At 74.2% G+C, this 26,019-nt stretch carries 23 protein-coding genes; 7 read left to right on the forward strand and 16 right to left on the reverse strand.

Annotated features, from left to right (window positions below):
• Positions 1 to 79 precede the first annotated feature (79 nt).
• Positions 80 to 874, reverse strand: coding sequence for an enoyl-CoA hydratase/isomerase family protein (locus tag GFH29_RS14685; RefSeq protein ID WP_153324556.1), 795 nt, complete (start codon positions 872 to 874; stop codon positions 80 to 82).
• 158 nt (positions 875 to 1,032) lie between these two features.
• Here GFH29_RS14685 and GFH29_RS20490 point away from each other — a divergent pair, with 158 nt between their 5' ends.
• Positions 1,033 to 1,191 carry a DUF5679 domain-containing protein gene (locus GFH29_RS20490; RefSeq protein ID WP_166133072.1) on the forward strand — a complete coding sequence of 53 codons (159 nt, stop codon included), beginning with the start codon at positions 1,033 to 1,035 and terminating at the stop codon, positions 1,189 to 1,191.
• Positions 1,192 to 1,336: 145 nt separating this feature from the next.
• Positions 1,337 to 2,164 (forward strand): hypothetical protein, encoded by an 828-nt coding sequence (locus tag GFH29_RS14690; protein WP_153324557.1) that lies wholly within the window; start codon positions 1,337 to 1,339, stop codon positions 2,162 to 2,164.
• 12 nt (positions 2,165 to 2,176) lie between these two features.
• On the opposite strand, the gene GFH29_RS20495 is transcribed toward GFH29_RS14690, so the two are convergent.
• The 6 genes from GFH29_RS20495 to GFH29_RS14710 form a co-directional block, all read right to left on the reverse strand.
• On the reverse strand, positions 2,177 to 2,347 hold the full coding sequence (locus tag GFH29_RS20495) for a hypothetical protein (RefSeq protein ID WP_194288956.1): 171 nt from the start codon (positions 2,345 to 2,347) through the stop codon (positions 2,177 to 2,179).
• A gap of 174 nt (positions 2,348 to 2,521) precedes the next feature.
• Positions 2,522 to 2,785: a hypothetical protein gene (locus GFH29_RS14695; protein WP_153324558.1), complete on the reverse strand. Its 264-nt coding sequence runs from the start codon at positions 2,783 to 2,785 to the stop codon at positions 2,522 to 2,524.
• 31 nt (positions 2,786 to 2,816) lie between these two features.
• Positions 2,817 to 2,981 (reverse strand): hypothetical protein, encoded by a 165-nt coding sequence (locus tag GFH29_RS20500; RefSeq protein WP_194288957.1) that lies wholly within the window; start codon positions 2,979 to 2,981, stop codon positions 2,817 to 2,819.
• Positions 2,982 to 3,041: 60 nt separating this feature from the next.
• Complete coding sequence (locus tag GFH29_RS14700) at positions 3,042 to 3,359, reverse strand: WhiB family transcriptional regulator (RefSeq protein WP_153324559.1); 318 nt, start codon at positions 3,357 to 3,359, stop codon at positions 3,042 to 3,044.
• Between the two features lie 126 nt (positions 3,360 to 3,485).
• Positions 3,486 to 3,743, reverse strand: coding sequence for a hypothetical protein (locus tag GFH29_RS14705; RefSeq protein ID WP_153324560.1), 258 nt, complete (start codon positions 3,741 to 3,743; stop codon positions 3,486 to 3,488).
• Positions 3,744 to 3,914: 171 nt separating this feature from the next.
• Complete coding sequence (locus tag GFH29_RS14710; RefSeq protein WP_228387512.1) at positions 3,915 to 5,945, reverse strand: ATP-dependent DNA helicase UvrD2; 2,031 nt, start codon at positions 5,943 to 5,945, stop codon at positions 3,915 to 3,917.
• Positions 5,946 to 6,024: 79 nt separating this feature from the next.
• On the opposite strand from GFH29_RS14710, the gene GFH29_RS14715 reads away from it, so the two are divergent.
• Positions 6,025 to 6,270, forward strand: coding sequence for a mycoredoxin (locus GFH29_RS14715; RefSeq protein ID WP_153324562.1), 246 nt, complete (start codon positions 6,025 to 6,027; stop codon positions 6,268 to 6,270).
• Between the two features lie 21 nt (positions 6,271 to 6,291).
• Here GFH29_RS14715 and nudC read toward each other — a convergent pair whose 3' ends face one another.
• Positions 6,292 to 7,212 (reverse strand): NAD(+) diphosphatase, encoded by a 921-nt coding sequence (nudC, locus tag GFH29_RS14720; protein WP_153324563.1) that lies wholly within the window; start codon positions 7,210 to 7,212, stop codon positions 6,292 to 6,294.
• A 59-nt stretch (positions 7,213 to 7,271) separates the two neighbouring features.
• On the opposite strand from nudC, the gene deoD reads away from it, so the two are divergent.
• Positions 7,272 to 7,985 carry a purine-nucleoside phosphorylase gene (gene deoD, locus GFH29_RS14725; RefSeq protein WP_153324564.1) on the forward strand — a complete coding sequence of 238 codons (714 nt, stop codon included), beginning with the start codon at positions 7,272 to 7,274 and terminating at the stop codon, positions 7,983 to 7,985.
• A gap of 47 nt (positions 7,986 to 8,032) precedes the next feature.
• Here deoD and GFH29_RS14730 read toward each other — a convergent pair whose 3' ends face one another.
• The gene (locus GFH29_RS14730; RefSeq protein ID WP_153324565.1) at positions 8,033 to 8,221 is read right to left on the reverse strand and encodes a hypothetical protein; all 189 of its coding nucleotides are present in this window, start codon (positions 8,219 to 8,221) and stop codon (positions 8,033 to 8,035) included.
• 61 nt (positions 8,222 to 8,282) lie between these two features.
• Here GFH29_RS14730 and GFH29_RS14735 point away from each other — a divergent pair, with 61 nt between their 5' ends.
• Positions 8,283 to 9,365 (forward strand): NAD(P)-binding domain-containing protein, encoded by a 1,083-nt coding sequence (locus GFH29_RS14735; RefSeq protein WP_153324566.1) that lies wholly within the window; start codon positions 8,283 to 8,285, stop codon positions 9,363 to 9,365.
• Here the strand turns inward: GFH29_RS14735 and GFH29_RS14740 are convergent.
• Positions 9,355 to 12,687, reverse strand: coding sequence for an ATP-dependent DNA helicase (locus GFH29_RS14740; RefSeq protein ID WP_228387513.1), 3,333 nt, complete (start codon positions 12,685 to 12,687; stop codon positions 9,355 to 9,357). The genes GFH29_RS14735 and GFH29_RS14740 overlap by 11 nt on opposite strands.
• Positions 12,684 to 16,019 (reverse strand): ATP-dependent helicase, encoded by a 3,336-nt coding sequence (locus tag GFH29_RS14745; RefSeq protein WP_153324567.1) that lies wholly within the window; start codon positions 16,017 to 16,019, stop codon positions 12,684 to 12,686. The genes GFH29_RS14740 and GFH29_RS14745 overlap by 4 nt, the downstream gene beginning before the upstream one ends.
• 83 nt (positions 16,020 to 16,102) lie before the next feature.
• Between GFH29_RS14745 and GFH29_RS14750 the strand changes: the two genes are divergently transcribed.
• Together GFH29_RS14750 and GFH29_RS14755 are read left to right on the forward strand one after the other, a co-directional pair.
• Complete coding sequence (locus tag GFH29_RS14750) at positions 16,103 to 17,260, forward strand: CaiB/BaiF CoA transferase family protein (RefSeq protein WP_153324568.1); 1,158 nt, start codon at positions 16,103 to 16,105, stop codon at positions 17,258 to 17,260.
• A gap of 44 nt (positions 17,261 to 17,304) precedes the next feature.
• Positions 17,305 to 17,898: a DJ-1/PfpI family protein gene (locus GFH29_RS14755; RefSeq protein ID WP_228387514.1), complete on the forward strand. Its 594-nt coding sequence runs from the start codon at positions 17,305 to 17,307 to the stop codon at positions 17,896 to 17,898.
• 28 nt (positions 17,899 to 17,926) lie between these two features.
• On the opposite strand, the gene GFH29_RS14760 is transcribed toward GFH29_RS14755, so the two are convergent.
• The 5 genes from GFH29_RS14760 to GFH29_RS14780 form a co-directional block, all read right to left on the reverse strand.
• Positions 17,927 to 18,487 carry an SAP domain-containing protein gene (locus tag GFH29_RS14760; RefSeq protein ID WP_228387515.1) on the reverse strand — a complete coding sequence of 187 codons (561 nt, stop codon included), beginning with the start codon at positions 18,485 to 18,487 and terminating at the stop codon, positions 17,927 to 17,929.
• Between the two features lie 152 nt (positions 18,488 to 18,639).
• Entirely contained in the window at positions 18,640 to 19,746 is a 1,107-nt protein-coding gene (locus tag GFH29_RS14765) for a ring-opening amidohydrolase (protein WP_153324569.1), read from the reverse strand.
• Between the two features lie 53 nt (positions 19,747 to 19,799).
• A complete protein-coding gene (locus tag GFH29_RS14770) occupies positions 19,800 to 20,738 on the reverse strand; it encodes a carbamate kinase (RefSeq protein WP_153324570.1) in 939 nt (312 codons plus the stop codon).
• Positions 20,739 to 20,832: 94 nt separating this feature from the next.
• Positions 20,833 to 22,353, reverse strand: a complete 1,521-nt coding sequence (locus GFH29_RS14775; protein WP_153324571.1) for a potassium/proton antiporter — start codon at positions 22,351 to 22,353, stop codon at positions 20,833 to 20,835.
• Positions 22,354 to 22,460: 107 nt separating this feature from the next.
• On the reverse strand, positions 22,461 to 25,739 hold the full coding sequence (locus GFH29_RS14780) for a M14 family zinc carboxypeptidase (RefSeq protein WP_228387516.1): 3,279 nt from the start codon (positions 25,737 to 25,739) through the stop codon (positions 22,461 to 22,463).
• Positions 25,740 to 26,019 lie beyond the last annotated feature (280 nt).

Consider the following 26,019-nt stretch of genomic DNA (forward strand, 5'->3'; position numbering starts at 1 on the left):
TACGACGCGGCGCGGGGCCGATTTCCGGGGTCGTGTCCACAGAGTTCTCCACAGGATGTGGGTGCCCGGGCGCCGCCCCTCAGCGTCCCTGGAAGACCGGGCGGCGCCGCTCGTCCTTGGCCCGGATCCCCTCCTGGAGGTCCTCGGTCGCCAGCGTGATCGGCTGGGCCATGGCCTCCCACTGCAGCGCCGACTCGAGGTCGGCGTGACCGCCGTCGGCGAGCGCGAGCTTGGTGAGCCGGCTCGCGATCGGGGCGGTCTCCGCGATCGAGCGCGCGGTGGCCAGCACGTCGTCGAGGAACGTCCCCGGCTCGTGGACGCCCGAGACGAGCCCGATCCGCAGCGCCTCGTCGGTCTCGACCATCCGGCCGGTGAGTAGCAGGTCGCGGGCGTGCGCGGCGCCGACCACCTCGGGCAGCAGGTGGGTGCCGGCCATGCCGGGATGCATGCCGAGGCGGACGAACGGGGCACCGAGCCGCGCACCGGCGGCGGCGTAGCGCAGGTCGCAGGCCAGGGCGAGGCAGAGGCCGGCGCCCACCGCCGGGCCGTTGACGGCGGCGATGGTCGGCACCTCGAGGCGTCGGATCGAGAGCCAGGAGCGGTAGAAGGCCAGCATCCGGGTGCGCAGCTCATCCACGCTCGCGTCGGGCTCCCCCGCGATCCAGGCGGTGTCGCCGCCGGAGCAGAACGCCGATCCGGCGCCGGTGACGACCACCGCCCGGATCTCGCGGTCAGCGGCGAGCTCGTCGATCGCGGCGACCCAGGACCCGGTCATCGCGGGCGACATCGCGTTGCGCTGGTCGGGGTTGTCGAGGGTCAGCAGGGCCACGCCGGGGAACGGACGGTCCAGACGCAGGTGCGAGAAGAGGGCCATGGGGCGCAATCTACGGCGCGGCGGCGCCCGGAGGGCCGCTGTGCACGCACGCGGGTGTGCCGTAGGGTCGACTCGGTCCCGCGCCGAGCCGCGGACCCCGGCGGGCTCCCCCACCAGCCCGGCGTGACGACCGAGTGAGACTAGGCAAGGAGGCCCTCATGGCGGAGACCTGGAGCGGCGAGTTCTACTGCGTGAAGTGCAAGGAGAAGCGCGAGGCCGAGGGCGAGGTCAAGGTCAACGACAAGGGCACCCGCATGGCGAAGGCCACGTGCCCCGTGTGCTCGACCAACCTCAACCGCATCCTCGGCAAGGCGTGAGCTGACCCAGCGCACCCCAGCCTCGGAGCTGTTCCGGCGGCGTCTCCCCTCTGGGAGGCGCCGCCGTGGTCATTTCCGCCGGTGACCGCCCCGCCGCTGTGGAGAGCGCCGACGACCCGCACGCGCGTCTGTGAGGCTCGGACGCATGCCCGCTTCGCCCCGCCTGCCGGTCGGCGTCCCGCTCCTGCGCCGCGACCGCGCCCACCTGCAGGTCGGCCTGGGCCCTGCGGTCGTGCTGCCCGACGCACCGGAGGTGCGCGCCCTGCTCGGCCGGCTGCGCGACGGCGAGGACGCCCGCCCCGACTCCCCCGCCACCCGCTCCGCCCTGGCCCGTCTGGGTGCCGCCGGCCTGCTCGAGGACCCCACGGCCGACGCCGTACGACGGGAGCGGCGACGCGCCTGCACGGTCGTGCTGGACGCCCCCGAGGAGCTCACCGCCGCGATCGGGGCCGTGCTGCGGCGCGCCGGCCTCGGCGTGCTCGCGCCCGGCGCGCCCCTCCCGGCCCACCGGGGCGGGGAGGAGGCGCCGGGGCAGGCACCGCTGTGTGCACTGGTCGTCCGCGACGGGGTGCTGGCCCGGGGCGACCTCGACGAGGCGACCCGCACCGGCCTGCCCCACCTCGTGGTCGCCAGCGACCACGCCGGCACGGTCGTCGGGCCGTTCGTCGTGCCGGGGATCTCGACCTGCGTGCGCTGTGTGGACGCCCACCTGAGCACCCGCGACCCCCGGTGGCCGGTGCTGGTGGAGCAGGCGGCGCGTCAGACACCACCGCCGCGCGATCCCGTGCGCCACGCGCTCGCGATCAGCTGGGCCGCCGGTGACCTGCGGCTGTGGGCCGAGGGACGTACGCCGTCGACCTGGTCGGCGACCGTCCGGGTCGAGGACACCATGAGCCTCACCCGGGAGTGCTGGGAGCGTCACCCCGCCTGCGGGTGCGCCTGGGGCGGCCTCGCCGCACCGGCGGCCGGGTGAGCGGCACCGCGCTCACCACCACTCGCTGTCGAGCTTGCCCTCCATCGCGCGCAGGTGCTCGCGCGAGCAGGTCGCGCAGAAGGTGCGCGGTCGCCCGTTCTCGATCGCCGTGGTCCAGGAGAGCCGGACCACCGGGTCGGGCTCGTCCTCCTCACGACGTCCGCAGAAGTCGCAGGTCCTCATCGCTGCAGGCTACCGCCGGCGCCGCGGAGGCCCCCGGACACAGGCCGGCTGGGCACGACGCGGGAGTCGTGCCCAGCCGGTTCCTGCATGCACCCGCGATCAGGGTGCCGGGTCGGGGCCGCTGCCAGTGCGGCCCCGCCGCGTTCTCAGTGGGCCCGTCTCACGGTGCCTGTCTCACAGGGCCCGCGCGAGGGCGAGGCGTGCCTGCTGAGCCGCGTGCTCGGCCTTGCGGCTGAGCCGGGCGGCCCGCGACAGCTGGTAGCCGCGGCGACGTTCTTGCGCCTCTCCCAGGCGCGCGGACATTTGGACGCGTGCCAGGTTCTCGTGCATCAGATTCATGTCGGTGCTCCGGTCGAAGTCGGGGTCGGCGTGCGGGTGCACGCCGGCGGGGTCGGTGGTGCTCGCGATCGGCGAGCCGCTCTGCGGGATCGTGTTCATCGGTGTCCGTTGCTTCCTGGTCGGGGCGCGCTCAGAACGCGCGGGCGAGTGCGGTGCGCGCCTGCTGGGCGGCGACCTCGGCGCGGCGGGTCAGCCGGTGCGCACGAGCGAGCTCGTGATCCCGGCGGCGCTGCTGGGCCTCTCCTCGCCGGGCGCACATCTGCACCCGGGCGATGTTCTCGTGCAGGAGGAACATGTCGGTCTCTTCTCTTCGGGATGGTCGGGTGGTCGGCTGCCTCCGTGGCGAGGTGCTGCTCTAGGCGGCGGACTCGTTCTTGCGGGGGCGACCGCGGGGGCGCTTGCGGGGGATCACTACTCCGTGCAGGAACAGCTCTCCGCCCCAGACACCCCAGGGCTCGCGGCGGTCGAGGGCTCCGTCGAGGCAGGTCGCCCGCACGGGGCACTCCTGGCAGAGCGCCTTGGCGGACTCCACGTCGCTGGGCGACTCGGCGAACCAGAGCTCGGGGTTGCGGACCCGGCACGGCAGGCTCTCCTCGTCGACCCGGCTCGCCTGGTCGTGGAGCAGGCCGAGGGTCGGCGCGCCGGCGGGGCGGTCGAGGACGCTGATCGTCATGTTTCACCTCCTTCGTTGTGTGATCGCGGATGCAGGTGGAGCTGGTGGTGGCCTTCTCGCGACAACGAAAAAGCCGCGGATCCCGGTGTGGGGATCCGCGGCCTGGAGGTGCCGGTTGCTGATGTCTCAGCAGCTCGGTGGTCTCCAGGCACTGGTCCCCGGGAAGTAGCCATCGATGCGACGGTTCGTGTGTCCCCACACGTGACCCGTGGCCTCGACGCCGCCCTTGATGGCGGCAATGGCGGAACGCTCACGCACGGCAGCGGACACAGTGGTCCCCTGGGCAGCGGACACGACGCCGGGCGCACGGAAGTCCTGGGCGCATGCGGACGTGGCGTAGCCGGACGGGAGCTGAGCCGTCATCGCGAGCTTGGTGCTGTCCATCTGGGGCCACCTCCTTCAAGGCATCGGGCGCCGACCGGGTCAGGGCCGTGGGTGCGCGTCAGTAATGAGGCGAAGTTATCGCGCGCCTCGTGTCATGGGCAAACGATTTAATGACTATTTCCCAGAAAAAGTTCCCGGGTCACCCGAGATGGGTGACCCGGGGTCCTCGGATCACTCGACGAGCGCGAGCACGTCCTCGCCGAAGCGGTCCAGCTTGGACTGTCCGATGCCGCCGATCTTGAGCAGCGCCTGCGGAGTGCGCGGCTTCTGCTCCGCGATCAGCTGGAGGGTGGCGTCGGTGAAGATGACGAACGCCGGCACGCTCTCCTCTGCGGCGCGGTCCTTGCGCCACTCGCGCAGCCGCTCGAACAGCGCCTCGTCGTAGGAGGCCGGGCAGTCCTCGCACCGGCCGCGCTTCTTCTCCAGCCCGGTCATCAGCGGCTTGCCGCACTCGCGGCAGCTGGCGACCTTGCTGCGCCGCAGCCGCGGCTCCGGCGCGCGGGCGCTGTCGGGCAGCAGCGGGTCGAGGAATCGCGAGGGCTTGCGGCTGCCGCGTCCACCGGGGTTGCGCGCCTGGGCCCAGGACAGCGCGAGGTCGAGGCGCGCACGCGTCATGCCGACGTAGAGCAGGCGCCGCTCCTCCTCGATCTCGGCGGGCGACTCGGCGTAGGTGATCGGCATGGTGCCGTCCTGCAGGCCGCACAGGAAGACCGAGTCCCACTCCAGACCCTTGGCGGCGTGGAAGGTCGCGAGCGTGACGCCGGCCGCGACGGGGGCGTGTTGCTCGGCGGCGCGCCGGTCGAGGTCGTCGACGAAGGCGTCGAGCCCGCCGCCGGCTGCGGCGAACTCGGCGGCCTGGTCGACGAGCGCCTGCCAGGACTCCCAGCGGTCCCGGGTCTGGCCGCGGGTGGTCGGGGCCTCGGGGGTCCACCCCATGCCCGCGAGGATCGCGCGCACCGTCTCGGCCGGCTCGCTGCCCTCCCCGGACCGGGCCGCGCCGCGGATGCGCGTGACGGCCTCGCGGATCTCGGGCCGGTCGAAGAAGCGGGCCGCGCCGCGCACGACGTACGGGATGGCGCGGGCGGCCAGCGCCTCTTCGAAGGTCTCGGACTGGGCGTTGATGCGGAACAGGATCGCGACCTCACCGAGCGGGCGTCCGGCGTCGCGCAGCCGCAGCACCTGCGCCGCGACCGCCTCGGCCTCGGCGACCTCGTCGGAGTGCTGGGTGTAGGTGACGGCCGGACCGGCGGGGCGCTGGGAGCGCAGCTGGACGCCCTCGCTCCCGGAGCCGGCGAGCAGCGTGTTGGCCGCCCCCACGATCTCCGGGGTCGAGCGGTAGTTGCGCACCAGCTCGATGGAGGTGGTGCCGGTGTGCTTGCGGGGGAACTCGCGCAGGTAGTCGGCGTTGGCGCCGGCGAAGCTGTAGACGGTCTGGGCCGGGTCGCCGACCACGCAGATCTCGTTGCGCCCGCCCAGCCACAGGTCGAGCAGGGCCGACTGGAGCGGTGAGACGTCTTGGAACTCATCGACCACGAACCACTTGTACTGCTGGCGCACCTGGGCCGCGACGCGCTCGTCCTCGGCGAGCAGGCCGGCGGTCAGGAGCAGGACGTCCTCCATGTCCATGCGCCCCTGCCCGCGCTTGACCTCCTCGTAGCTGCCGAACACCCGCCCGACGGTCTCGGGGTCCTGCCCGGTCACCGTGCGGCCGCGCTGGAGCGCCACCTTGGCGTAGTCGTCGGGGTGCACGTTGCTGACCTTGGCCCACTCGATCTCCGAGGCGAGGTCGCGCAGCAGCGCCTGGTCGGTCTGGATGCGCTGGCGGCGCGCCGCGCCGGCGAGCAGGCCCATCTTGGACTCGATGAGCGTGGGCAGCTCGGTGCCGTAGGCGCGCGGCCAGAAGTAGCGCAGCTGGCGCAGCGCGGCGGAGTGGAAGGTGCGGGCCTGGACCGGGCCCGCGCCCAGGGTGCGCAGCCGCTGGCGCATCTCGCCGGCGGCGCGGGTGGTGAAGGTGACCGCGAGGACCTCCGAGGGGGCGTAGACCCCGGTGGCCACGCCGTAGGCGATGCGGTGCGTGATCGCCCGCGTCTTGCCGGTGCCGGCACCAGCGAGCACCCGCACGGGGCCGCGCAGGGCCTCCGCGACCCGCCGCTGCTCCGGGTCGAGGGCGGCGAGCAACTGGTCGGGGTCCACAGCGGACATCGGGGGGAGCATCTCCTGGATCGGGGTGGTTGGATCGAGCTGTATCTCGAACCCTAGACGTCGGAGGCGACAGTCCCAGATGAGCTCCTTCACGATGTACACGACCCCCTGGTGCGGCTATTGCCACCGGCTCAAGAGCCAGCTCGACCGTGAGGGCATCAGCTATGACGTGGTGGACATCGAGCAGGTCCCCGACGCCGCGCTGATCGTCGAGCAGGCCAACGGCGGCAACCAGACCGTGCCGACGCTCGTCTACAGCGACGGCACCGCCCAGACCAACCCCTCGCTGGCGCAGGTCAAGGAGAAGATCGCCTCGCTCGGCTGAGCCCGCCGGCCCGGCCGCCGCTCACCAGTGGCCGGGCAGCGGCTCGCCGTACCAGTGCTCGATGAGGGACCGGCTGATCGAGACCCCGCCGGGGAGCACGAGGCTGCCGTCGGCGGCGCCCGCCCGCATCTGCTCGCGGGTGAACCAGTGCGCCTCCTCGATCTCCTCGAGATCCACGGTGATGCCGGTGGTCTCGGCGCGCGCCACGAAGCCGACCATCAGGCTCGCGGGGAACGGCCACGGCTGGCTGCCGAAGTAGGTCACCTCACCGATCCGCACGCCCGCCTCCTCGGCCACCTCGCGGCGTACGGCGTCCTCGAGGGTCTCGCCCGGCTCGCAGAAGCCGGCCAGCGTGGAGTAGCGCCCGGCGGGCCACACCGCTTGGCGCCCGAGCAGGCAGCGCTCCTCGGGGCTGCCGGGCTCGCCGTCGGTGACCAGCATGATGACGGCCGGGTCGGTACGCGGGAACTGCGAGCGGCCACAGTCGTCGCAGACCAGCTCGTGGCCGGACTTGCGCGGGCTGAGCGATCCGCCGCAGCGCGGGCAGAAGCGGGTGACGAACAGCCACTCCGCCAGGCCGAGCGCGTGGAAGACCAGCGGGACGCCGGTCATCGCGTCGTCGGCGAGGTGCGGCAGCAGGCCGCGCAGCGGCACCCAGCCCTCCTCCTCGCTGGATCGCTCCGCGTCGACGACGACCGCGAACCAGGCGCGCCCGTCCTGCTCGCCCAGCAGCACCCGCAGCCCGTCGGGGGCCTGCGCGGTGGGCACCCAGCCGACGTCGCCGCCCTGCGGCCGGATGCGGGTGCCGGACACGACGAGCGCGCGGGACTCCGGATCGTTCCAGCGCTGCTCGAGCCAGGCCTCGTCGCCGCGGTGGACACCGGCGCGGTCGTGGGGGTGGGCGCTGAGCTTCTCGTGGGGGCGTTCGTGGGGCTGCGGCACGCGACGAGGCTAGCCCGCATCCCTGGGCACGCCGCCCGAAAGCGACCTACGCTGCCCCGGTGAGCACCCACATCGGCGCCGCCCCCGGTGACATCGCCCCGCTCGTCCTGCTGCCCGGGGATCCGCTGCGAGCCCGCTGGATCGCGGAGACGTTCCTCGAGGACGCCCGCTGCTACAGCGAGGTGCGCGGCATGTACGGCTACACCGGGGCCTGGCAGGGCCGGCCGGTGTCGGTGCAGGGCTCAGGGATGGGCCAGCCGTCGATGGCGATCTACGTCCACGAGCTGTTCACCGAGTACGACGTGCGCACGGTCATCCGCGTGGGTTCCTGCGGCGCGCTCAGCGAGCGGCTGGCCGTGCGCGACCTGGTCCTCGCCTCGGGAGCGTGCACGGACTCCTCGATGAACCGGATCCGCTTCGACGGCTGGGACTACGCCCCGGTCGCCGACTTCGACCTGCTGCGGGCGGCCCGCGACGCCGCGGCGCAGCACGCCGAGGGTGCGGGGGTGCACGTCGGGCTGGTCCTCAGCAGCGACTCCTTCTACCACCCGCGCCCCGATGTGACGGCCCGGATGGCCGAGCACGGCGTGCTCGCGGTGGAGATGGAGACCAGCGCGCTCTACACCCTCGCCGCCCGGCACGGCCGGCGCGCGCTGGCGGTGTGCACGGTCTCCGACCACATCGTCACCGGTGAGGAGACCACCGCGCAGGAGCGCGAGCAGACCTTCGGCGCGATGGTGCGCATCGCGCTCGCGGCCGGGCTCGCGGGCTGAGCCTCGCGGGGCGCCGAGGGAGGAGGGCTGGGAGCGCGGCGGGCGGCTCAGCTGTCGGCGAAGGCCCGCTTGGCGAGCACGAAGGCGCCGGCGCCGAAGAAGCCGAGCAGCGCGAACCCGAGCGCCTGGCCACCCTCGTCGCCGCTGAAGGCCCACAGGGCGCCCCAGCCGGCGGGCAGCAGGCAGATGAGGGCGAGCACGAGGTGGAAGGCACTGACACGACGCGGGGAGCTCACCCGTCGAGGATGCCACTCCCGGGCCGGGAAGCCCGAGCCGGGTCCGCGGCGTTGGGGCCACATGGAGACGACGCGCACGGTGTGGGACGCGCTGGTGATCGGCGCCGGGCAGGCCGGGCTGTCCACGTCGTACCACCTGACGCGGCGCGGGGTCGCCCATCTGGTGCTCGACGCCGACGCCGCACCGGGCGGGGCCTGGCAGCACCGCTGGGACTCCCTCACCATGCGTGACGTGCACGGCGTGGCCGCGCTCCCCGATGCCGCTCCGCTGCCGGTCTCCGAGGAGCGGGCGAACCTCGCGGTGCCGGCGTACTTCGCCGACTACGAGAGGGCACACCGGCTCCCGGTCGTGCGCCCGGTGCAGGTGCGGCGGGTGCGGGCGCTCGACGACGACCCGGGATCGCTGCTCGAGGTCGAGGCACCCCAGAGCACCTGGCGCACCCGCACCGTGGTGAGTGCGACCGGCACCTGGACGCGCCCGTTCGTGCCGACCTACCCCGGGGCGGCGACGTTCCTCGGTGAGCAGCTGCACACCCACGACTACCGCGGGGCCGAGGCCTTCCGGGGCCGCACGGTGCTCGTCGTCGGTGGCGGGGCCTCCGCGATCCAGCTGCTCGGCGAGCTCGCGCCGCTGACACGCACGATCTGGGTGACGCGGCGCCCGCCGGTGTGGCGCAGCGACGACTTCAACCCGGAACGGGGCCGCGAGGCGGTGGCCCTGGTGGCCGACCGGGTGCGCCGCGGCCTGCCACCACGAAGCGTGGTCAGCGTGACCGGGCTGGCGCTGCGGCCCCAGGAGCGCGAGGCGGAGCGGCTGGGCGCCTACCGCCGGCGCGAGATGTTCGCCCGGATCGAGCCCGACGGCGTGCGATGGGCCGACGGGTCGTTCGCGGCGGTCGACGTGATCTTGTGGGCCACCGGGTTCCGCCCGGTCCTCTCCCACCTCGCGCCGCTGCACCTGCGCAGCGAGCACGGTGGCATCCAGCTCGACGAGGCCGGGACCACCGCGGTGCGCGACCCGCGGGTCCAGCTGGTCGGCTACGGCCCCTCGGCCAGCACGATCGGCGCGAACCGGGCCGGACGCGCGGCGGCCCTCGGGGTGCAGCGGTGGCTGTCCGCGCACCCGACGCCGGTCAGGGCCTGAACAGCTCCTCGAGCTCCACGCGCCCCGGCAGGTGCCCGGGCTCGACCAGCTCGCCGGTGCGGACGTAGAAGAACGCGGCCCGCACCCGCTCGAGGGGTACGCCGTGCAGCTCGGCGTAGGCGAGGCGGTAGATCGCCAGCTGGAGCGGCTCGGCGTCCTGGTGGCGGCTGGTCTTCCAGTCCACCAGCAGGTAGCCGGGGGCGCCGTCGGGGGCGGTCTCGGTGTAGACGGCGTCGATGCGTCCGCGCACCACCTGCCCGTCGAGCACCAGCGCGAACGGTGCCTCGACCTGGTGGGGCACCCGGGTGCCGAACGGGCCGTGCTCGAAGCGGGTGATGAGCTCCTTGAGGTCGGTGTCGTCGTCGATGCCGGCGTCGGCGCGTCCGGGGAGGTCGTCGTAGTCGAAGAGGTCCTGCTGGCCGAAGCGTGCCTCGACCCAGGCGTGGAAGCGGGTGCCGAAGCGGGCGGCCGCCGAGGGCCGGCGCGGCATCGGCCGGGCCAGGTCGCGGGCGAACTCCGCCGGCTCGTCGCGCAGCCGCGCGGCGGCGGTCGCTGACAGGCTGGAGGGCAGCTCCACCTCGATCTCGGTGGCCCGGTCGCGTCGGGCCTCGGTGAGCAGGCGCTCCAGCTCGGCGTCCCACTCCGCGACCACCGCGGCCTCGACCATGTCGAGGTCGAGGTCGGGCGCCTCGGGGTCGGCGGCGCGCAGGCGGCGGGCGGCCTCGAGTCGCAGCGCGGCCTCCATGCCGGCCTCGGTCACCGGCCACGGCCGTGAGGGGTCCACCTCGTCGTAGGGGTTCGGGTCGCCCTTGGCGGGCTTGACCAGCCAGCCCTCGACCGGCTCGCCCCACGCCTCGAGCTGCTCGCGGACCACCTCCTGGTAGGCGGAGGGGCCGAACGGGGTGGAGCGAGTGGACCAGCAGTAGGAGGAGACCGCGAGGGAGTGGGCGGCGCGGGTGAAGGCGACGTAGCCCAGCCGCAGCTCCTCCTCGGCGTCGTGGGCGCGGGTCGCCTCGCGGTAGGCGGCCAGCGCGGCCTTGTCGTAGCCGTCGAGCTGGGGCAGGTCGGCGGCGTCGCCGCGCAGGGGCGCCGGCAGGATCGAGGGCGAGGAGGTCCACAGGGTGCGCGAGCGCCCGGAGGGGAAGCGGCTCTCGCAGACCCCGACCAGGAAGACCGCGTCCCACTCCAGCCCCTTGGAGCGGTGCACGGTGAGCAGCTTGACCGAGTCGGCCTCGGTCGGGGTGGCGACGTCGAGGCCGTTGCCCTGGTCGTCCTCGGCGGTCAGGTAGGCCAGCAGCGCCGCGAGCGACACGTCGCCGTCGACGGCCTCGAAGTCGGCGACGGCCTTGACGAACAGGTCGAGGTTGTCGCGCCGGGCGGCGGCCGCGTCGCTGACCGCGGAGGCGAGCTCGATGTCGACGCCGGTGGTGTCGATGATGCGGCGTACGAGGTCGAGCAGCGGGTCGCCGACGTGGCGGCGCAGCATCCTCAGCTCGGCGGCCAGCAGCGCGAAGCGCTCACGCGCCTCCGGGCTGTAAGGGTGCTCGGCCGGGTCGCCGGGGTCGGTGAGCGCGTCGTCGAGGCACGGGATCTCGGCGGGGTCGATGCCGTCGGTGATCGCGACGAGGTGGTCGGTGACCGTCGCCGGCTCGGCGCCGCGGACCCGGCCGCCGGCCAGCTCCTCGGCACGCCGCGCCAGCAGCCGCAGGTCGCGGGGTCCGACGGCCCAGCGGGGTCCGCTGAGCAGGGTCAGCAGTGCGGCGTTGGCCGTGACGTCGTGCATGAGGTGCAGCACCGCGACCACCTCGGCGACCTCCGGCAGGCGCAGCAGGCCGGACAGGCCGACGATCTCCACCGGGATCCCGGCACCGGTGAGGGCATCGAAGACGTCCTCGGCGTGGGCGTTGTCGCGGGTCAGCACCCCGATGTCGGACCAGGCACCGGTGTGAGCGGCCTGCACTCCGGCGACCAGCGCGTCGAGCTCGTCGGCGTGGGTGGGGTGCACCTGCGCCGAGACGGTCCCGGGCTCCGCACCGGGCTTGGCCTCCAGCGGGTCCACCTGGTCGTACTTGTCATACAGCGGCGCGGCGAGCCGGTTGGCGACCTCGAGGATCCGCGCGTCGGAGCGGCGGTTCACCGTCAGGGGGTAGGTCGGGACCGGACCGCTGGCCGCGGGGAAGGTGTCGGCGAAGTTGAGGATGTTGGAGACCGAGGCGCCGCGCCAGCCGTAGATGGCCTGGTTGGGGTCGCCGACCGCGGTGACGGCGTGCCCGCGCCCGGCGGCGGCCGTCGGGCCGGAGAAGAGGCGCGACAGCATCGTGGCCTGGGCGACCGAGGTGTCTTGGTATTCGTCCAGGAGCACCACCTTGAACTTCGCGCGCTCCAGGGCGCCGACGTCGGGCTGCTCGCTGGCCAGCCGGGCGCCGAGCTCGATCTGGTCGGAGAAGTCCATCAGCCCGAGCTCGCGCTTGAGGCGCCGGTAGCCGGCCACCAGGCCGAGCAGCTCGCCGCGGCGGTCGATCGCCGAGATCGCCTTCTCGATCGGCTCGCGGTAGGTGGTGCGGTCCTTGCCGGCCCGCTCCTCGGCCAGGGCCGCCTCGAAGCCGCGCCGGGCCTCGGCGTCGACGCGGCGTACGTCGTCGGGGCCCACGAGGTGCTCGCTCATCGCGCCGTCGAGGGCCAGGAGGTTCTGGATGGCGGTCTCGGGGTGGTCGGTCAGCTGGGCGACCGACCCGGTGTGGCGGTCCACGACGCGGGCACCGAGCTGGTAGCGGGCCGCGTCGGTGATCACCCGGGTGTCGGGCTCGTGACCGATGCGCAGGCCGTGCTCGGTGAGCAGCTGGGCGGCGTAGGCGTTGTAGGTGAGCACTGTCGGCTCGAGGACCTCCTCGAGCTCCTCCCCCGGACGCGGGCGGCGGGTCTCGGGGTCCTCGAGCACCCCGGCGGTGCGCAGCGCGGCGCGGATGCGCTGGCGCAGCTCGCTGGCGGCCTTGGTGGTGAAGGTCAGGCCGAGGACCTCCTCGGGGCGCACCTGGCCGGTGGCGACGAGGTAGACCACCCGGGCGGCCATCAGCGTGGTCTTGCCGGACCCGGCGCCGGCGATGACGACGGCGGGGGCCAGCGGCGCGGAGATCGCGCGCCACTGCTGCTCGCTGGGCGCATAGGGGGTCTTCATGACCTCCTGGAGGTCCGCGGGGGTCTCGATGCGCAGCGGCGCCGGCCCGGTCGGCGCGGCGACGTGCTGGGTGTCGGTCGTGGGCACGCCGAGCAGCGGCACGTCGGTGTCCAGCAGGTCGTCGGCGGGTGGCTGGGGGGTCGTCACTGGTTGATCACCGCTCCGGCGCTCTTGATGGGGCACAACGAGACGAACGCGCAGTCGCGGCATTGCTGCCCGGCGACCGCGGGGAAGGACTCGCTGCGCAGCAGCGTCGCCACCCGGCCGAGGTGGCCGCGCAGCTCCTCGCGCGCCACCCCCTCGTCGGGCTGGGGGTCCTGGGGCTGGACGGTGGCGTGGGTGGCGTCGTCGAGCATGCCGAGCTGCACCAGCTCGGCCCCGCCGGCCCGCGGGCCCGCCGTGGGGGTGCCGACCTGCTCCTCGAGGACCCCGTCGACGGCGCCGGCGTCCACGGCGTACTGGTAGAGGCCGAGCTGGACGTTGCGCTGGACCGACTTGTTGGAGGGCTTGCCGCGTCCGGTCTTGAGGTCGACCACGACGACGTGACCGGCCCCGTCGAGCTCGAGGCGGTCGGCATAGCCGGTGAGCCGGACCTGCTCACCGCCATCGAGCTCGACCACTGTCGCGAAGTGCTGCTCGGTGGCGAGCAGGCGGCGGGGGTTGTCGTGGTGCCAGCGCAGGAACCGCGCCAGCGCGGTGCGGACCCGGGCGTGCTCGCGGGCCCGGGACCAGGGGGTGCGGAACTCCAGGCGCGGCCACACCTCCTCGACATGGGCCATCAGCAGGTCGGCGTCGTCGGGGCCGGCCGGGATCTCGCCGTCGGCGACGCGCTGGGCGAGGGCGTGCACGATCTGGCCGAGGTTGGCGGACTGGTGGGAGCGGGCGATGCCGCCGGCCTCGCGCTCCAGGAACCACTGCATCGGGCAGACCAGCATCGACTCCAGCACGCTGGCCGAGATCGGCACCGGGCGCTCGGGGTCACGGATCGGCGCGGTCCCGCGGGTGGTGGCGCGGGTGCCCCACCACGACGACGGGTCGGCCTGGGGCACCAGGAGCCGGTCGCCGACCGTCTCGCGGGCCAGCCGCGCCAGCCGGCTCGCCGCGGCGGCGCGCAGCGGCTCGGAGGTCTCGGGGTCGGCGAGGGTGCGGCGCAGCTCGGCGACCAGGCCGTCCATCGACAGCGGCCGCGCGGGACGCCCGGTGACCTTCTCGACGGTGACCCCGAGCTCGTCGAGGAACCGCGACGGCTGCTCCCCCTCGTCGTCGGGCGAGGCGACGGCGGTCACCACGAGCCGCTGGCGGGCGCGGGTGCAGGCGACGTAGAAGAGCCGTCGCTCCTCCATCAGCAGCTCGCGCACCGACACCGGCGGCACGATCCCGTCGGTGCCGATCCGGTCGGCCTGCAGCAGCGTGGCGCGGCGGCGCAGGTCGGGCCAGGCCTCCTCCTGCACGTGGGCGAGGACGACCAGGCGCCACTCGAGTCCCTTGGAGCGGTGCGCGGTGAGCAGCCGCACCGCGGCGCCGCGGGCGCCGCGGTCGGCGAGGGTCTCCGCGGGGATCTGCTGGGCCACGAGCATCGCCAGGAAGTTGCGGACGCCGAGGTGGTCGCGCTGCTCCTCCGCGCGCGCCGCGAGCTCGAAGAGCGCGCAGATCGTGTCGAGGTCGCGGTGCGCGCGCCGGGCGCCGGGACCGCCGGCCTCGGCCGCTCGGCGCAGCCGCGCCGGCCAGCCGGTGCCGGACCACAGCGTCCACAGCACCTCCTCGGCCGAGGCACCGGCGCCGAGGTCGGCGCGGGCACCGGCGAGAAGCCCGGCCAGTGCGCGGGCGCGCGCGGCCTCGGGGCCCTCGACGCCGTCGAGGAAGGCAGCGTCGACCACGGCGAGGCGTACCAGCTCGCGCGAGGGCCGCGGCGACTCGCCGGCCTCCGCGGCGCGGGCCTTCTCGCGCACCCGCAGCTGGCGTGCCAGTCGGCGCAGCTCGCCGGCGTCCATGCCGCCGAGCGGGCTGAGCAGCAGCGACTCGGCGCGGCCGGCATCGACCGGCTCGCGCTGGTCGGCGGGGTCGGGGCGGGCGCCGCGGCCCGCCGCCTCGCCGGGCTCCGCCGGCTCGCCCGGGTCCAGCTGGTCGGGCTCCTCGGGCTGCTCCTCGCCCAGCCCGATCACCACCCGCATCGCGTCGATCAGCGGCAGCACGGCGGGGTCGCGCACCAGCGGGACCTCGTCGCTGGCGACCTCGACGGGTACGCCGGCGGCGCCGAGCGCGCGGCGCAGCGGCGGGATCGAGGTGCGCCCGGAGCGCACCAGCACCGCCATCTCGTCCCACCCGATGCCGTCCTCGAGGTGGGCGCGGCGCAGCAGGTCGGCGAGGTGCTCGGCCTCGGCCCGCTCGGTGTCGAAGGTGCGCACCACCACCTTGCCGGGGCCGTACGCCGCCCCCTCGCTGCGCGGGTTCAAGAAGGCCTCGCGGGCCGCGGCGTCGATGCTGCCGGGCAGCGCCAGGCGCCGCGCGACGCGCTGGGAGGCCAGCAGCAGGCGCGGACCGAAGCGGCGGGTGGTGCGCAGCGCGATCACGTCGGCGGGGCGGCCGTCGCGACGCGGGAACGCGGCCGGGAAGTCGAGGATGCCGCGCACCTCGGCGCCGCGGAAGGCGTAGATCGACTGGTGCGGGTCGCCCACCACGGTGAGGTTGCGGCCGTCGCCGGCGATCGCGCGCAGCAGCGCGACCTGGCCGGGGTCGGTGTCTTGGTACTCGTCGACGAAGACGTGGGAGAAGCGGGCGCGCAGCTCGTCGCGGTGCACCTCGGCCTCGATGGTGGCGCGCCGGATCAGGTCGGCGTAGTCGGTCGCGCCCTGGGCGTCGAGGTTGGTGAGGTACTGGTCGAGGAACAGCCCGGCGGCGAGCAGCTCGGGCAGGTCGTGCGCGCGGCCGAGGGCGCTCAGCTCGGTGCCGTCGAGGCCCTTCTCCCGGGCGCGCGCCAGCACCATGTGCACCTCACGGGCGAAGCCGCGGGTGCCGAGCGCGCGCGACAGCGACTCGGGCCAGGTCACCGACTCGGGGCTGTCGGTGAGCAGCTCGCGCAGCACGACGTCCTGCTCGGGCGCGCTGAGGAGGCGCAGCGGTGCCTCGTAGAGCTCGGCGGGAGCGTAGGCGCGGATCAGGCCGTAGGCGAAGGAGTGGAACGTCGAGCTGAGCGTGGTGGCGGTCGTGCGGCCCAGCCGGGCGGTCACCCGGTCGCGCAGCTGCTCGGCGGCCTTGCGCGAGAAGGTCAGCGCGAGCACGCCCTCGGGACGCGCCCCGCGCTCCTCGATGCGGTCCACGATCGCCTCGACCAGCGTGGTGGTCTTGCCGGTGCCGGGACCGGCCAGGACCAGCAACGGCCCGCCGGGGTGGTCCACGACGCGCTGCTGGTGCTCGTCGAGGGTCGGGACCGGGCCGGCGACAGGCGGACGCACCAGGCGGTAGGTCGTCGTCGCTCGCATGCCCCCATTCGACCATCCGGGACCGACAGTCCTGTCGAGAGTTGCCGTTCCGGGCCTGTCGCAGACGGTGGCAGGGTGCGGGCATGACCGACGGACCCCTCAGCGACCTGCTCGTCCTCGACCTCACCCGCGCGCTCGCGGGCCCGCACGCCGCGATGATGCTCGGGGACATGGGCGCCCGCGTGATCAAGGTGGAGTCGCCCACCGGTGACGACACCCGGTCGTGGGGCCCGCCCTTCGTCGGGGAGCCGGGTGAGCAGGAGTCGACGTACTTCATGTCGGCGAACCGCAACAAGGAGTCGATCGTCCTCGACCTCAAGGCCGAGGCGGACCGCGACGTGCTGGCCCGGCTCGTCGAGCGTGCCGACGTGCTGATGGAGAACTTCCGCGTCGGGGTCCTGGACCGTCTCGGCTTCTCCGTCGAGCGGCTGCACGAGCTCAACCCGCGCCTCATCGTCCTCTCGATCACCGGGTTCGGCCACGACGGACCCGAGGCGAAGCGGGCCGGCTACGACCAGATCGCCCAGGGCGAGGGCGGGCTGATGTCGCTCACCGGCACCGCCGCCCCCACCAAGGTCGGGGTCCCGATCGCCGACCTGCTGGCCGGCATGAACGGCGCGTACGGCGTGCTCGCCGCGCTGCACGAGCGCGAGCGCACCGGGCTCGGCCGGGTGGTGCGGACCTCGCTGCTGGCCGGCATGGTCGGCGTGCACGCCTTCCAGGGCACCCGGTGGACGGTCGCGAAGGAGGTGCCCGGGCTCGCCGGCGACCACCACCCCTCGATCGCGCCGTACGGCATGTTCGCGACCGCGAGCGCGCCGATCCAGATCGCCTGCGGCTCCGAGGGGCTGTGGCGTGCCCTGTGCACCGCGCTCGGCCTGGACGCCGCCGAGGAGCGGTTCGCCACCAACCCGCAGCGCGTGGCGCACCGCGACGAGCTAATCGCCGTGCTCGAGGGGCTCTTCGCCGCCCAGCCGGCCGAGCACTGGCTGGCGCTGCTCGCCGATGCCGGCATCCCGTCGGGCAAGGTGCGCTCCCTCGACGACGTCTACGCCTGGGAGCAGACCCGCTCGCAGGGCCTGCTGCTCTCGGTCGAGCACGCCACCCAGGGCACCGTGGAGCTGCCGGGCTCGCCGATCCGCTTCGACGACAACCCGTTCTCCGGCGGCCGCTCGGCGCACACCGCTCCCCCGACCCTCGACCAGCACGGTCCGGCGATCCGGGAGTGGCTCGACTCCTGAGCAGCCCCCTCCCCGCCGCGGCGCCGGACTGCCACGATGGCGAGGTGACCCAGACGCGCACCGTGGCGATCCTCGCCTTCGACGACATGGAGGTCCTCGACTACGCGGGACCCTACGAGGTGTTCAACGTGGCCGGCGAGCTGACCGACCCGGCCGCCTTCGAGGTCGTGCCGGTCTCGGTCGACGGGGCGCCGGTGAGCGGTCGCGGCGGCTTCACGGTCGTCCCGCGGCACGGCCTCGAGGACTGCCCGCCGACCGACCTGCTCGTGGTCCCCGGCGGGTCCGGCTCCCGGGCGCTGGTCGGCGACGAGAAGGTGCTGGCCTGGCTGCGCGACCGCGCCGCCGAGGTGGAGCTGCTGATGTCGGTGTGCACCGGTTCGATGGTGCTTGCCGCCGCGGGGCTGCTGCGCGGGCGGCACGCGACGACCCACCACACGACGTACGACGAGCTGGCGGCGATCGACCCCACGGTGCGGGTCGATCGCGGCCCCCGGTTCGTGCGCAGCGACGAGCGGCTGTGGACCTCCGCCGGCGTCTCGGCCGGCATCGACCTGTCGCTGCGGGTGGTGCGCGAGCTCGCCGGCGTGGCGGCGTACGACGCGACGGTCGCGGAGATGGAGTGGATGTGGCGCTCCTAGGCCCGGTCCCCCGCCGTACGCCGGGCGCTCAGGCGGGGCCGCGCTCCTCGACGGGCGTGTCGCGGTAGTCGGCCCAGGCCCGCGCGAGCTCCGCGCGTGAGCCGCCCGGGTGCGCGGCGTACCAACGGCGGGTGAACCGGTTGAGCTCGAACTGCTCACCGATCTCCTCGGGCGGACGGTCGCGGGTCGCGTGCCACACACGCAGGGCGTCGCCCAGGGTCGTGGTGCCGTCGGCCGCGGCGATCATCTCGCGCATCGGCCTGTCGAAGCCGAACCCGTCACCGACCTGGGCGGTGAACCAGGCGCGGAGCACCTGGCTGCACCGCTGCCCGGGCGGGATCAGCGTGGCCTCCGAGAGCGGTCCGCGCAGCTGGGTCCCGGTGGTCCGGCGAGCCGGCGCCGCCTCGGGGACCGCGACGCCGTCCAGGACCGCGCAGACGCGCTCGACGATCTCGGCCTTCGCGCCGGCCGCGCTCACCCCGAGCGCGCGGGCGAACGCCGCGAGCTCGTCCTTGCGCCAGTACCAGCGACGAAGCTCGTGCGCGGACATCGACGCCTCGAGCGCCGGACGGCGCCGGGGGTTCTCCACGCGCACGATCCTTCCAGACAGCGGTCGCGCCACCATTGGCGCCGACTCGGCGCACCATTGGCGCCGACTCGGCGCAACAGTCAGGGCCCGGACCGCGCGGAGGCGGCCGGGCCCTGAGAGGTGCTGCAGGTGGTGCAGGTGGTGCGGGGCGCTCAGCCCAGGTCGACGATGGCGGCGACCGGGCCGCCGCCCTCGGGGCCCTGGTGGGCTGCGGAGACCGACACGAAGACGGCCGGGTCGCCGGTCACGGCCGCGGTCACGCCGCCGACGCAGGACTTGATCTGGCGGTGCCAGTGCACGTCGGAGTCGTCGAGCATCGCGTTGCGGCGACCCCGGACGGTGCCGTCCTGGGAGGCCTCGCACTTGAGGAACACGTTGACCAGCTTGTCGCCGAGGTCGCTGTGGTGCGGGCGCTCGGGGAGGTCGAGGCCGGCGTCCTTGATCGCGTTCCAGATGCCGTCGGCGTCGAGGGCGTCGTTCATCACCGAGTGCCCGATGCGGTAGCGACCGCCGACACCCGTCGCGTTGCCGACCACGACCACCTGGGCCTGGTCGAGCTCGACGCCGGAGGAGCACGAGGCGACCGCGGAGTACAGCTCGCGGCTGTGCATGACGTCCTCGTCGGTCGGCATCTCGATCTCGCCGAGGGCGACCGCGATGCCGAGCGCCGTGACGCCGTTGGAGAGGTCCATCGACTCGTGGGTGTGCTCGGTCCACACGGTCTTGCCGCGCGACTTGGCGTCGCGGATCGTGTGGATGGTCAGCAGCGGGGTCTTGGTCTGCACGTAGTGCACGTCGGCGGGGTCGGTGATCCCGGCGCGCTCCATGGCGACCTTCACCGCGTCGGCGACCTTGCTGATCATCGGCGTACGGCCGATCTCCTCGGGCAGCAGCTGCTCGCTCATCGCGAAGCCGACGGTGAGGCGCTGCTCCTCGCGCGAGGGGTGGTCCGCGGGCACGTCGGTGGTCGCGAAGATCGTCGCGTGCGGGCTGATCACGCCGTCGGTGCCGCCGGACCACACGATCGGGACCTGCTTGACCTGCTCCGCCGGGGCGCCCTTCTCGATGAGCACCTCGCGGAACGCCCGGTCGGCGATGATCCGGGTGTAGTCGTTGACTCCACCGTTGCCCTCGGTCTTGCCGATGATCGCGATGACGCGGTCGGCCTTCATCACGCCCTCGTCGATGAGCTTCGCGAGCTCGGAGGCGTCGGCGACGGAGTGGATCGGGACCTTGCGTACTTCGATGGCGTCGGGCAATGGACTTCCTTCCGGTAGGGGCGGTGCGGTGGTGGGATGTGGGACGGCCGGGATCACCCGGGCACGACGACGGTGCCGACGCCGGACCCGGTGACTGCCTCGGTGATCAGGTCGAGACGGGTGATGACGGCGCGCTCTCCGCCGCGCTCGACGAACCGGCAGGCCGCGTCGACCTTCGGTCCCATCGAGCCGGAGCCGAAGTGGCCCTCGGCGGCGAGCTCGCGCATGCGGGTCACGGTGACCTCGCCGAGCGGCTCCTCCTGGGGCGTGCCGTAGTGCAGGACAGCGGCCGGTACGTCGGTCGCCACGACCATCACCTCGGCGCCCACGTGGCGGGCCAGGAGCGCCGCCGCGAGGTCCTTGTCGATGACCGCCTCGACTCCGCGCAGGCTCCCGTCGGGCTCGGCGACGACGGGGATGCCGCCGCCGCCCGCCGCGACCACGACGAACCCGGCGTCGACCAGCGCGGTGATGGCGGGCGCGTCGATGATCTCGAGCGGCTCCGGCGAGGCGACCACCCGGCGCCAGCCCTTCGAGCCCCGGTCCTCCCAGGTCTCGCCGTGCTCGACGAGCACCCGGGCCTCCTCGGCCGGCAGGTAGCGACCGATCGGCTTCGCGGGGTTGATGAAGCCGGGGTCGCTGGCGGAGACGCGGGTGCGGGTCACGAGAGCGGCGGCACGACGCGTCTCCCCGGCCCGGGTGAGCGCGGCGTCGAGGGCGTCGATCAGCACGAAGCCGAGCGTCGCCTGGGTCTGCGCGCCGCACCAGTCGAGCGGGACGGGCGGGACGACGGGGGCGGCGAGCTCGTTCTTGACCAGCAGGTTGCCCACCTGGGGTCCGTTGCCGTGGGTGACCACCACGTCGACCCCCGCGGCCACGAGCGTGGCGATCGAGCCGGCGGCAAGCGTCGCGGCACCGATCTGGTCGTCGGCGCGGACACGCCCGTCGGCATTGGCCATGGCGTTTCCGCCCAGTGCAAGCAGGACCCTCATGCGTCGAACCTAGTGACGCCAGCCACCCCGGAGCAGGGCAACTTGACCCAAGGGATCGCCTGCTCGGTGGCAGGTGTTGCCAACAGGCGCCGCCCTACCCCGCCGACGGTGGTACGCCGCGGCGCCGGGGCAGGTCGGCGTACCAGCCCGCCAGCCGGCCCTCACGGCCGACCTGGCGCAGCCGCCGCTCGATCCGGGCGGTCGCGTCGCGAGGCGCGGCGAGGAGCACCTGGTCACCGCCGCGCAGCACCGTCGCGGAGTGCGGGACGAACAACGCGCCCTGGCGCAGCACCAGCGCCACCGCCACCTCGGGGCCGAAGCGGAGCTCGGAGACCTCGACGCCCGCGAGGCGGGAGTCCGGCGGCACGGCGAACTGCAGCAGCGTGGCGTCCAGCTCGTCGAGGGGCGCGGCGTCGATCGCCACGTCGCGCGGACCCACGTCGAGCGCCGCGCCGGTGCGGCGCGCGACCCAGGGCAGGGTGGGCCCCTGGATGAGCGTGAACAGCACGACGAGCAGGAAGACGACGTCGAAGATGCGCTCGGCACCGGGCAGCCCGACGCTCATCGGGATCGTGGCCAGCACGATCGGGACGGCGCCGCGCAGCCCTGCCCAGCTGATGAAGGCCTGGTCGCGCAGCGGCACCCGGAACGGCGTCGCGCACACGAGCACCGACAGCGGGCGCGCGACGAGGGTGAGCGCGCTCCCGACGACGAGCGCGGTGGGCAGCGCCTCGAGCAGCCGGCTCGGGCTGGCCAGCAGGCCGAGCATGATGAACAGCCCGATCTGGGCCAGCCAGGCGAGCCCCTCCACGAAGCTGTCGGTGGCGCCGCGGTGCGGCAGGCGGGCGTTGCCCAGCACCAGCCCGGCGACGTAGATCGCCATGAGCGCGCTGGCACCGGCCAGCCCCGAGACCGCGAACGCGACGAACGCGATCGCGACGGTCGCCAGCGGGTAGAGCCCGGCCGCCGGCAGCGCGCTGCGCACGAGCAGCCAGACACCGGCGCGGGCGACCACGGCGCCGAGCACGACGCCGGCGAGGAGCTGGTAGCCGATCAGGCCGGCGATGCCCAGCGCCCCGGTCTCGTCCCAGGCATCCGAGGTGACGACGGTGACCAGGATGATCACCGGAGGGTCGTTGAACCCCGACTCGACCTCGACGACCGCGCGCAGCCGACCGCGCACGGCCATCTGGCGCAGCACCGCGAACACCGCGGCGGCGTCGGTGGAGGAGGCGACCGCCCCCAGCACGATCGCGGTGCGCAGGTCGACGTCGAGGACCCCGTAGGCGAGCCCGCTGGTGACCGCGACGCTGAGGAACACCCCCACCGTCGCCAGCACCGCGGCCAACGGCGCCACCGGCCGCACCGTCGACCACCGAGTGGTGAACCCGCCCTCGGCGAGGATCATCGCCAGCGCGACGTTGCCGAGCACCTGGACCAGCTCGGCGTCCTCGAAGCGCAAGCCGAGCCCGGACTCCCCGATCGCCAGCCCGATGCCGAGGTAGACCAGCAGGCTGGGCAGCCCGGCGCGGGTCGAGAGCCGCACCGCCGCCACCGCGGCGAGCAGCACCAGCGCACCGGCGAGCACGACCAGGTCCAGATCAGCGGGCTCCACGGCTGCTCCCCGCCCCCGCCGGCAGCCGGAGGGCCGGCACCCCCACGGGATGCCGGCCCTCCTCTGCTCCTGCCACCTCTCCTACCGCTTCGCCTCAGCGCACGGCCTCAGCGCAGGGTGACGGTCCTGCTCGCCGAGCTCCCCTTCACCAGGGCGGTGCCGGCGAACGTGGCCTTCACGACGTGGCGACCGGCACCGAGCCGGAGCCGCACGGTGCGGCTGCCGGCGTCGGCCGCGGTCAGCCGCAGGGTGCGGACGACCCGGCCCCGGTCGCTCAGCACGAGGGTGCCGACCGCCGGCAGCCGCGGCACCACGACCCGGACCGTGGCCGCGACCTGCCCGCGACCCGGGCCATCGACCCGCGTCAGCTTCAGGGCGGTCCGCGAGGCGGCCTTGGCCACCCGGACCGTCACCGGCGCGCTGGTCGCGACGTCGTACGCCGGGTCGCTCGGGGTGAACCGGGCGACGACCGAGGTGGCCCCGGGTCGCAGGCCGGGCACCCGCAGCGACGCCGTGCCGCCCGTGGTCGGGCCGGTGGCGACGACCCGGCCGTCGACCAGCAGCTCCACGATGCCGTCGACCGGGCCGGTGGCACCGGAGGTGCTCACCCGGACCGTGGCCGCCCCGGGGTAGGTCACCTTCGCGACCGGCTCGATGGTGACGCCCACCTCTCCCGGCGCGACGACGCCCGCACCCTCGGGGGCGGCCCAGAACAGCGCGGTCGCCGCCTGGCTCAGCCCGCCCTTCGGGTGGTTGCGGAAGAACACCGAGGTGCCGAACACGACCGTACGGGCGCCCGAGGCGGCCTCCGCGGAGACCACCGAGGCCTGGCCGGCGGCGCTCGCCGGGCCGTCCGGCACCGGCCCGCCCGCCCCGTCCGGCGACTGGCGCCAGTGGCCGGCCAGCAGCGGGTCCGCGCCGTAGCGCTGCTCGACCTTCACGCCGGCGCCGAGCCCGGTGAACCAGGCCGCCGGGTAGATGAACGAGGCGTCCTGGGGGTGCGCCGCGAACAGCGAGTCCGCGGGGGTGTCGACCGCGACGATGCCGTTGCCCGCGCGGTTGCCGGCCACGGCGGTGCCGGTGAGCAGCCCGAAGGACTGCGCGGCGTTGAAGGCGGCGGTGCTGCGGCCCACGAGCGCGCCCCCGTCGTCGAGGAGGGCCTGCACCCGGGTGTGTGCCACCGAGCCGGCGGCCGGGTTGAACGCGCTGCCGATCCACATCGCGTCGACCCCCTCGAGCAGCGCCGGGGTGGTCTCGAGCGAGGCCGCGGTGACCTGGACCAGGTCGTCGAAGCCGAGCTCGGTGAGCGAGAGCCGGTCGTCCTGGGTGCCGACGTAGGCGATCGTGAGGTCCTGCAGGTCCCGGGTCCCCGGGTCGTCGAGGGCGTCGAGGTCCGCCTCGCTGGCGGCCTCGAAGGCGACGTCGTACTCCTCCGCGGCCGCGGCCGCCTCGTCGTACCCCGCGGGCTCGACGACCGCGACGCCGTCGGTCAGCATCGACACCGCCACGCCGTCCTCCAGCAGCGCGTTGAGCGCCTGGAAGTCGGCGACCCCGGCGAGCTCGAGGCTGAGGTGGTCCGGGCCGTCCGGCACCGCGGCGCCGGACGCCGGCGCCTCGATCGGAGTGGTCGCGCCGAGCGGCGCGTCGGTGGTCAGGCCGACCTTGTCGACCGTCGCGCCCCACAGGTAGGACAGGCTCCAGGCGGAGATGTCGTACATCGAGGGCACCTTCGAGGAGATGTCGTCACCGAGGTCGAGCAGCGAGTTGGCCAGGCCGCGCAGCGGCTGGTGCATGTCGACCACCCAGGAGCCGGCCGGGTACGTCGTGCCACCGACGCTCGTGGGCGCGTCCAGGGTGCCGACCTCGATGTCGTGAAGCAGCAGCTGGCGCACCAGCCGGGCCGCGTCGCTCGCCGAGCGCTGCCCCTCGCCCTTCGGGATCACGTAGGCCCGCGGCAGGGTGACCGGCTCCTGGTCGTCGACGACGTCCCACAGCTCCTTCCACTGCGAGGGCCCCGGCACGTTGTCCACACCGGCCTCGGTGAGCGCGGTCTTGGGCTCACCGGCGACGCCGCGGCGGAACGTCTCGATCTGGTTGAGCAGCATCTCCCGGGCGTTGGCGGAGTCGTCGAGGTAGTCGACGATGCCGGCCATGGTCTCCTCGGCGACCTCGACGTTGACGACCGCACGCTCCGGCGTCTGCCGGGTGCCGCCTGCGGCGCCCCGGGTCAGCGGGAGCTCGACGGTCGCGCTCGCGGCGCCGTAGAACGCGGCGTACTGGGCGGTGAAGATCGGCGGGAAGTCGTCCCAGCCGTCCGGGGTGTCGCGGTAGGGGATCTTGACGTGGGCGGTCTCCGGGCCGGTGTTCTCCGGCACCACCTCGCCGGTCTCGACGTTGTAGTAGGTGTTGCCGGGGATCGCGGCGTCGACGACCCGCTGCTCCACCGCGAGCGAGAGCGCGTAGTTGTGGGGGATGTAGAGGTCGTACTCGTAGTTGGAGCCGTGCGGCGGGCCGCACGGCTCGAGCTGCAGCACGCTGGTGTAGCCGTGGAAGTCCGCGGCGTAGATCGGCTGGATCGCCTGGGCGGTGCGGATGAACGACCGGGTCTCCGGCGTGGTGTTGGTGATCATGTCGCGGTTGGGGTCCAGGCCGAGCGCGGTGGCCCGGGTGGCGTTGGTGCGACCGTCGGGGTTGAGCGAGGGCGAGAAGTAGACCCGGTTGTTGCGCAGGATCCCGCCGACCTCCGACAGCGGCGCGGTGGCGAGGTGCTCGATGTAGCGCAGGGCGCCGTCGGTGCCCTCCCACTCGTTGCCGTGGATGTTGTTGCTGATCCAGATCGGCGTCTTGTACTGCGCGAGCAGCTGCTTGTCGGCGGCCGCGGCGGTCGGGTCGTTCTTGATCTTGTCGCGCCAGGCCGTCTGCTGGGCGGTGTCCTCGGCCCGCTCGGGCGCGGTCAGGGTGACCAGGTAGAGGTCGCGTCCCTCGGTGGACTGCCCGACGACCTGCACCGAGATCCGGTCGCTGACCTTCATCAGCTCCGTCAGCCGCGGCGCCAGGTCGGGGTGGCCGAGCAGCGCCGCGGTGTGCGCGGCGTCGTCGGGGTTGTCGCGGTAGAAGCGCAGCCGCGGCTGGAAGGGGTAGGACGTGGGCATCTCCAGCGGGCTGCCCGCGACCGGCGCCGCGGCGGCGGACCGGGCGACCTCGGCCCGCTCCAGCGGGTCGACCCGGGTCGCGGTGGCCGGGCCGCGGCCCGCACCGGAGCCGCGCGGCTCGGCGGCCGTGGGGGCCGACGGTGGGTCGAGGGCCGTGGCCGGGGAGAGACCGGCGGTCACCGAGGCGACCAGCGCGAAGCCGGTCAGGCCGACCAGCGCACGTGATTTCGTCACAGGGAGCTCTTTCTCTGGGGGGCGGGCTGCCGGCGCGGCGGAGAAGAGGCTCGCGCCGCCGTCAGACTGTCTGACACCCGTGGGCTGCGCCCGCTCGTCACAGAGACGTCATGAAAATTTTCCCGGCGGTCATCAGCCAGCGCCGGGCGGCGGCTGGCGTCGGCGGACCGGGCGAGCAGTGCGGATCGGGGGGAAGGTCACGGGCGGCGCCCTGGCCGTCCTCCCTGCGCTGCTCCCCGCCAGGTCCGGCCGACGCCCCGATCCTCGGCCCGGGCGGTGT

Source organism: Nocardioides sp. dk884 (assembly GCF_009557055.1).
Classification (GTDB): domain Bacteria; phylum Actinomycetota; class Actinomycetes; order Propionibacteriales; family Nocardioidaceae; genus Nocardioides.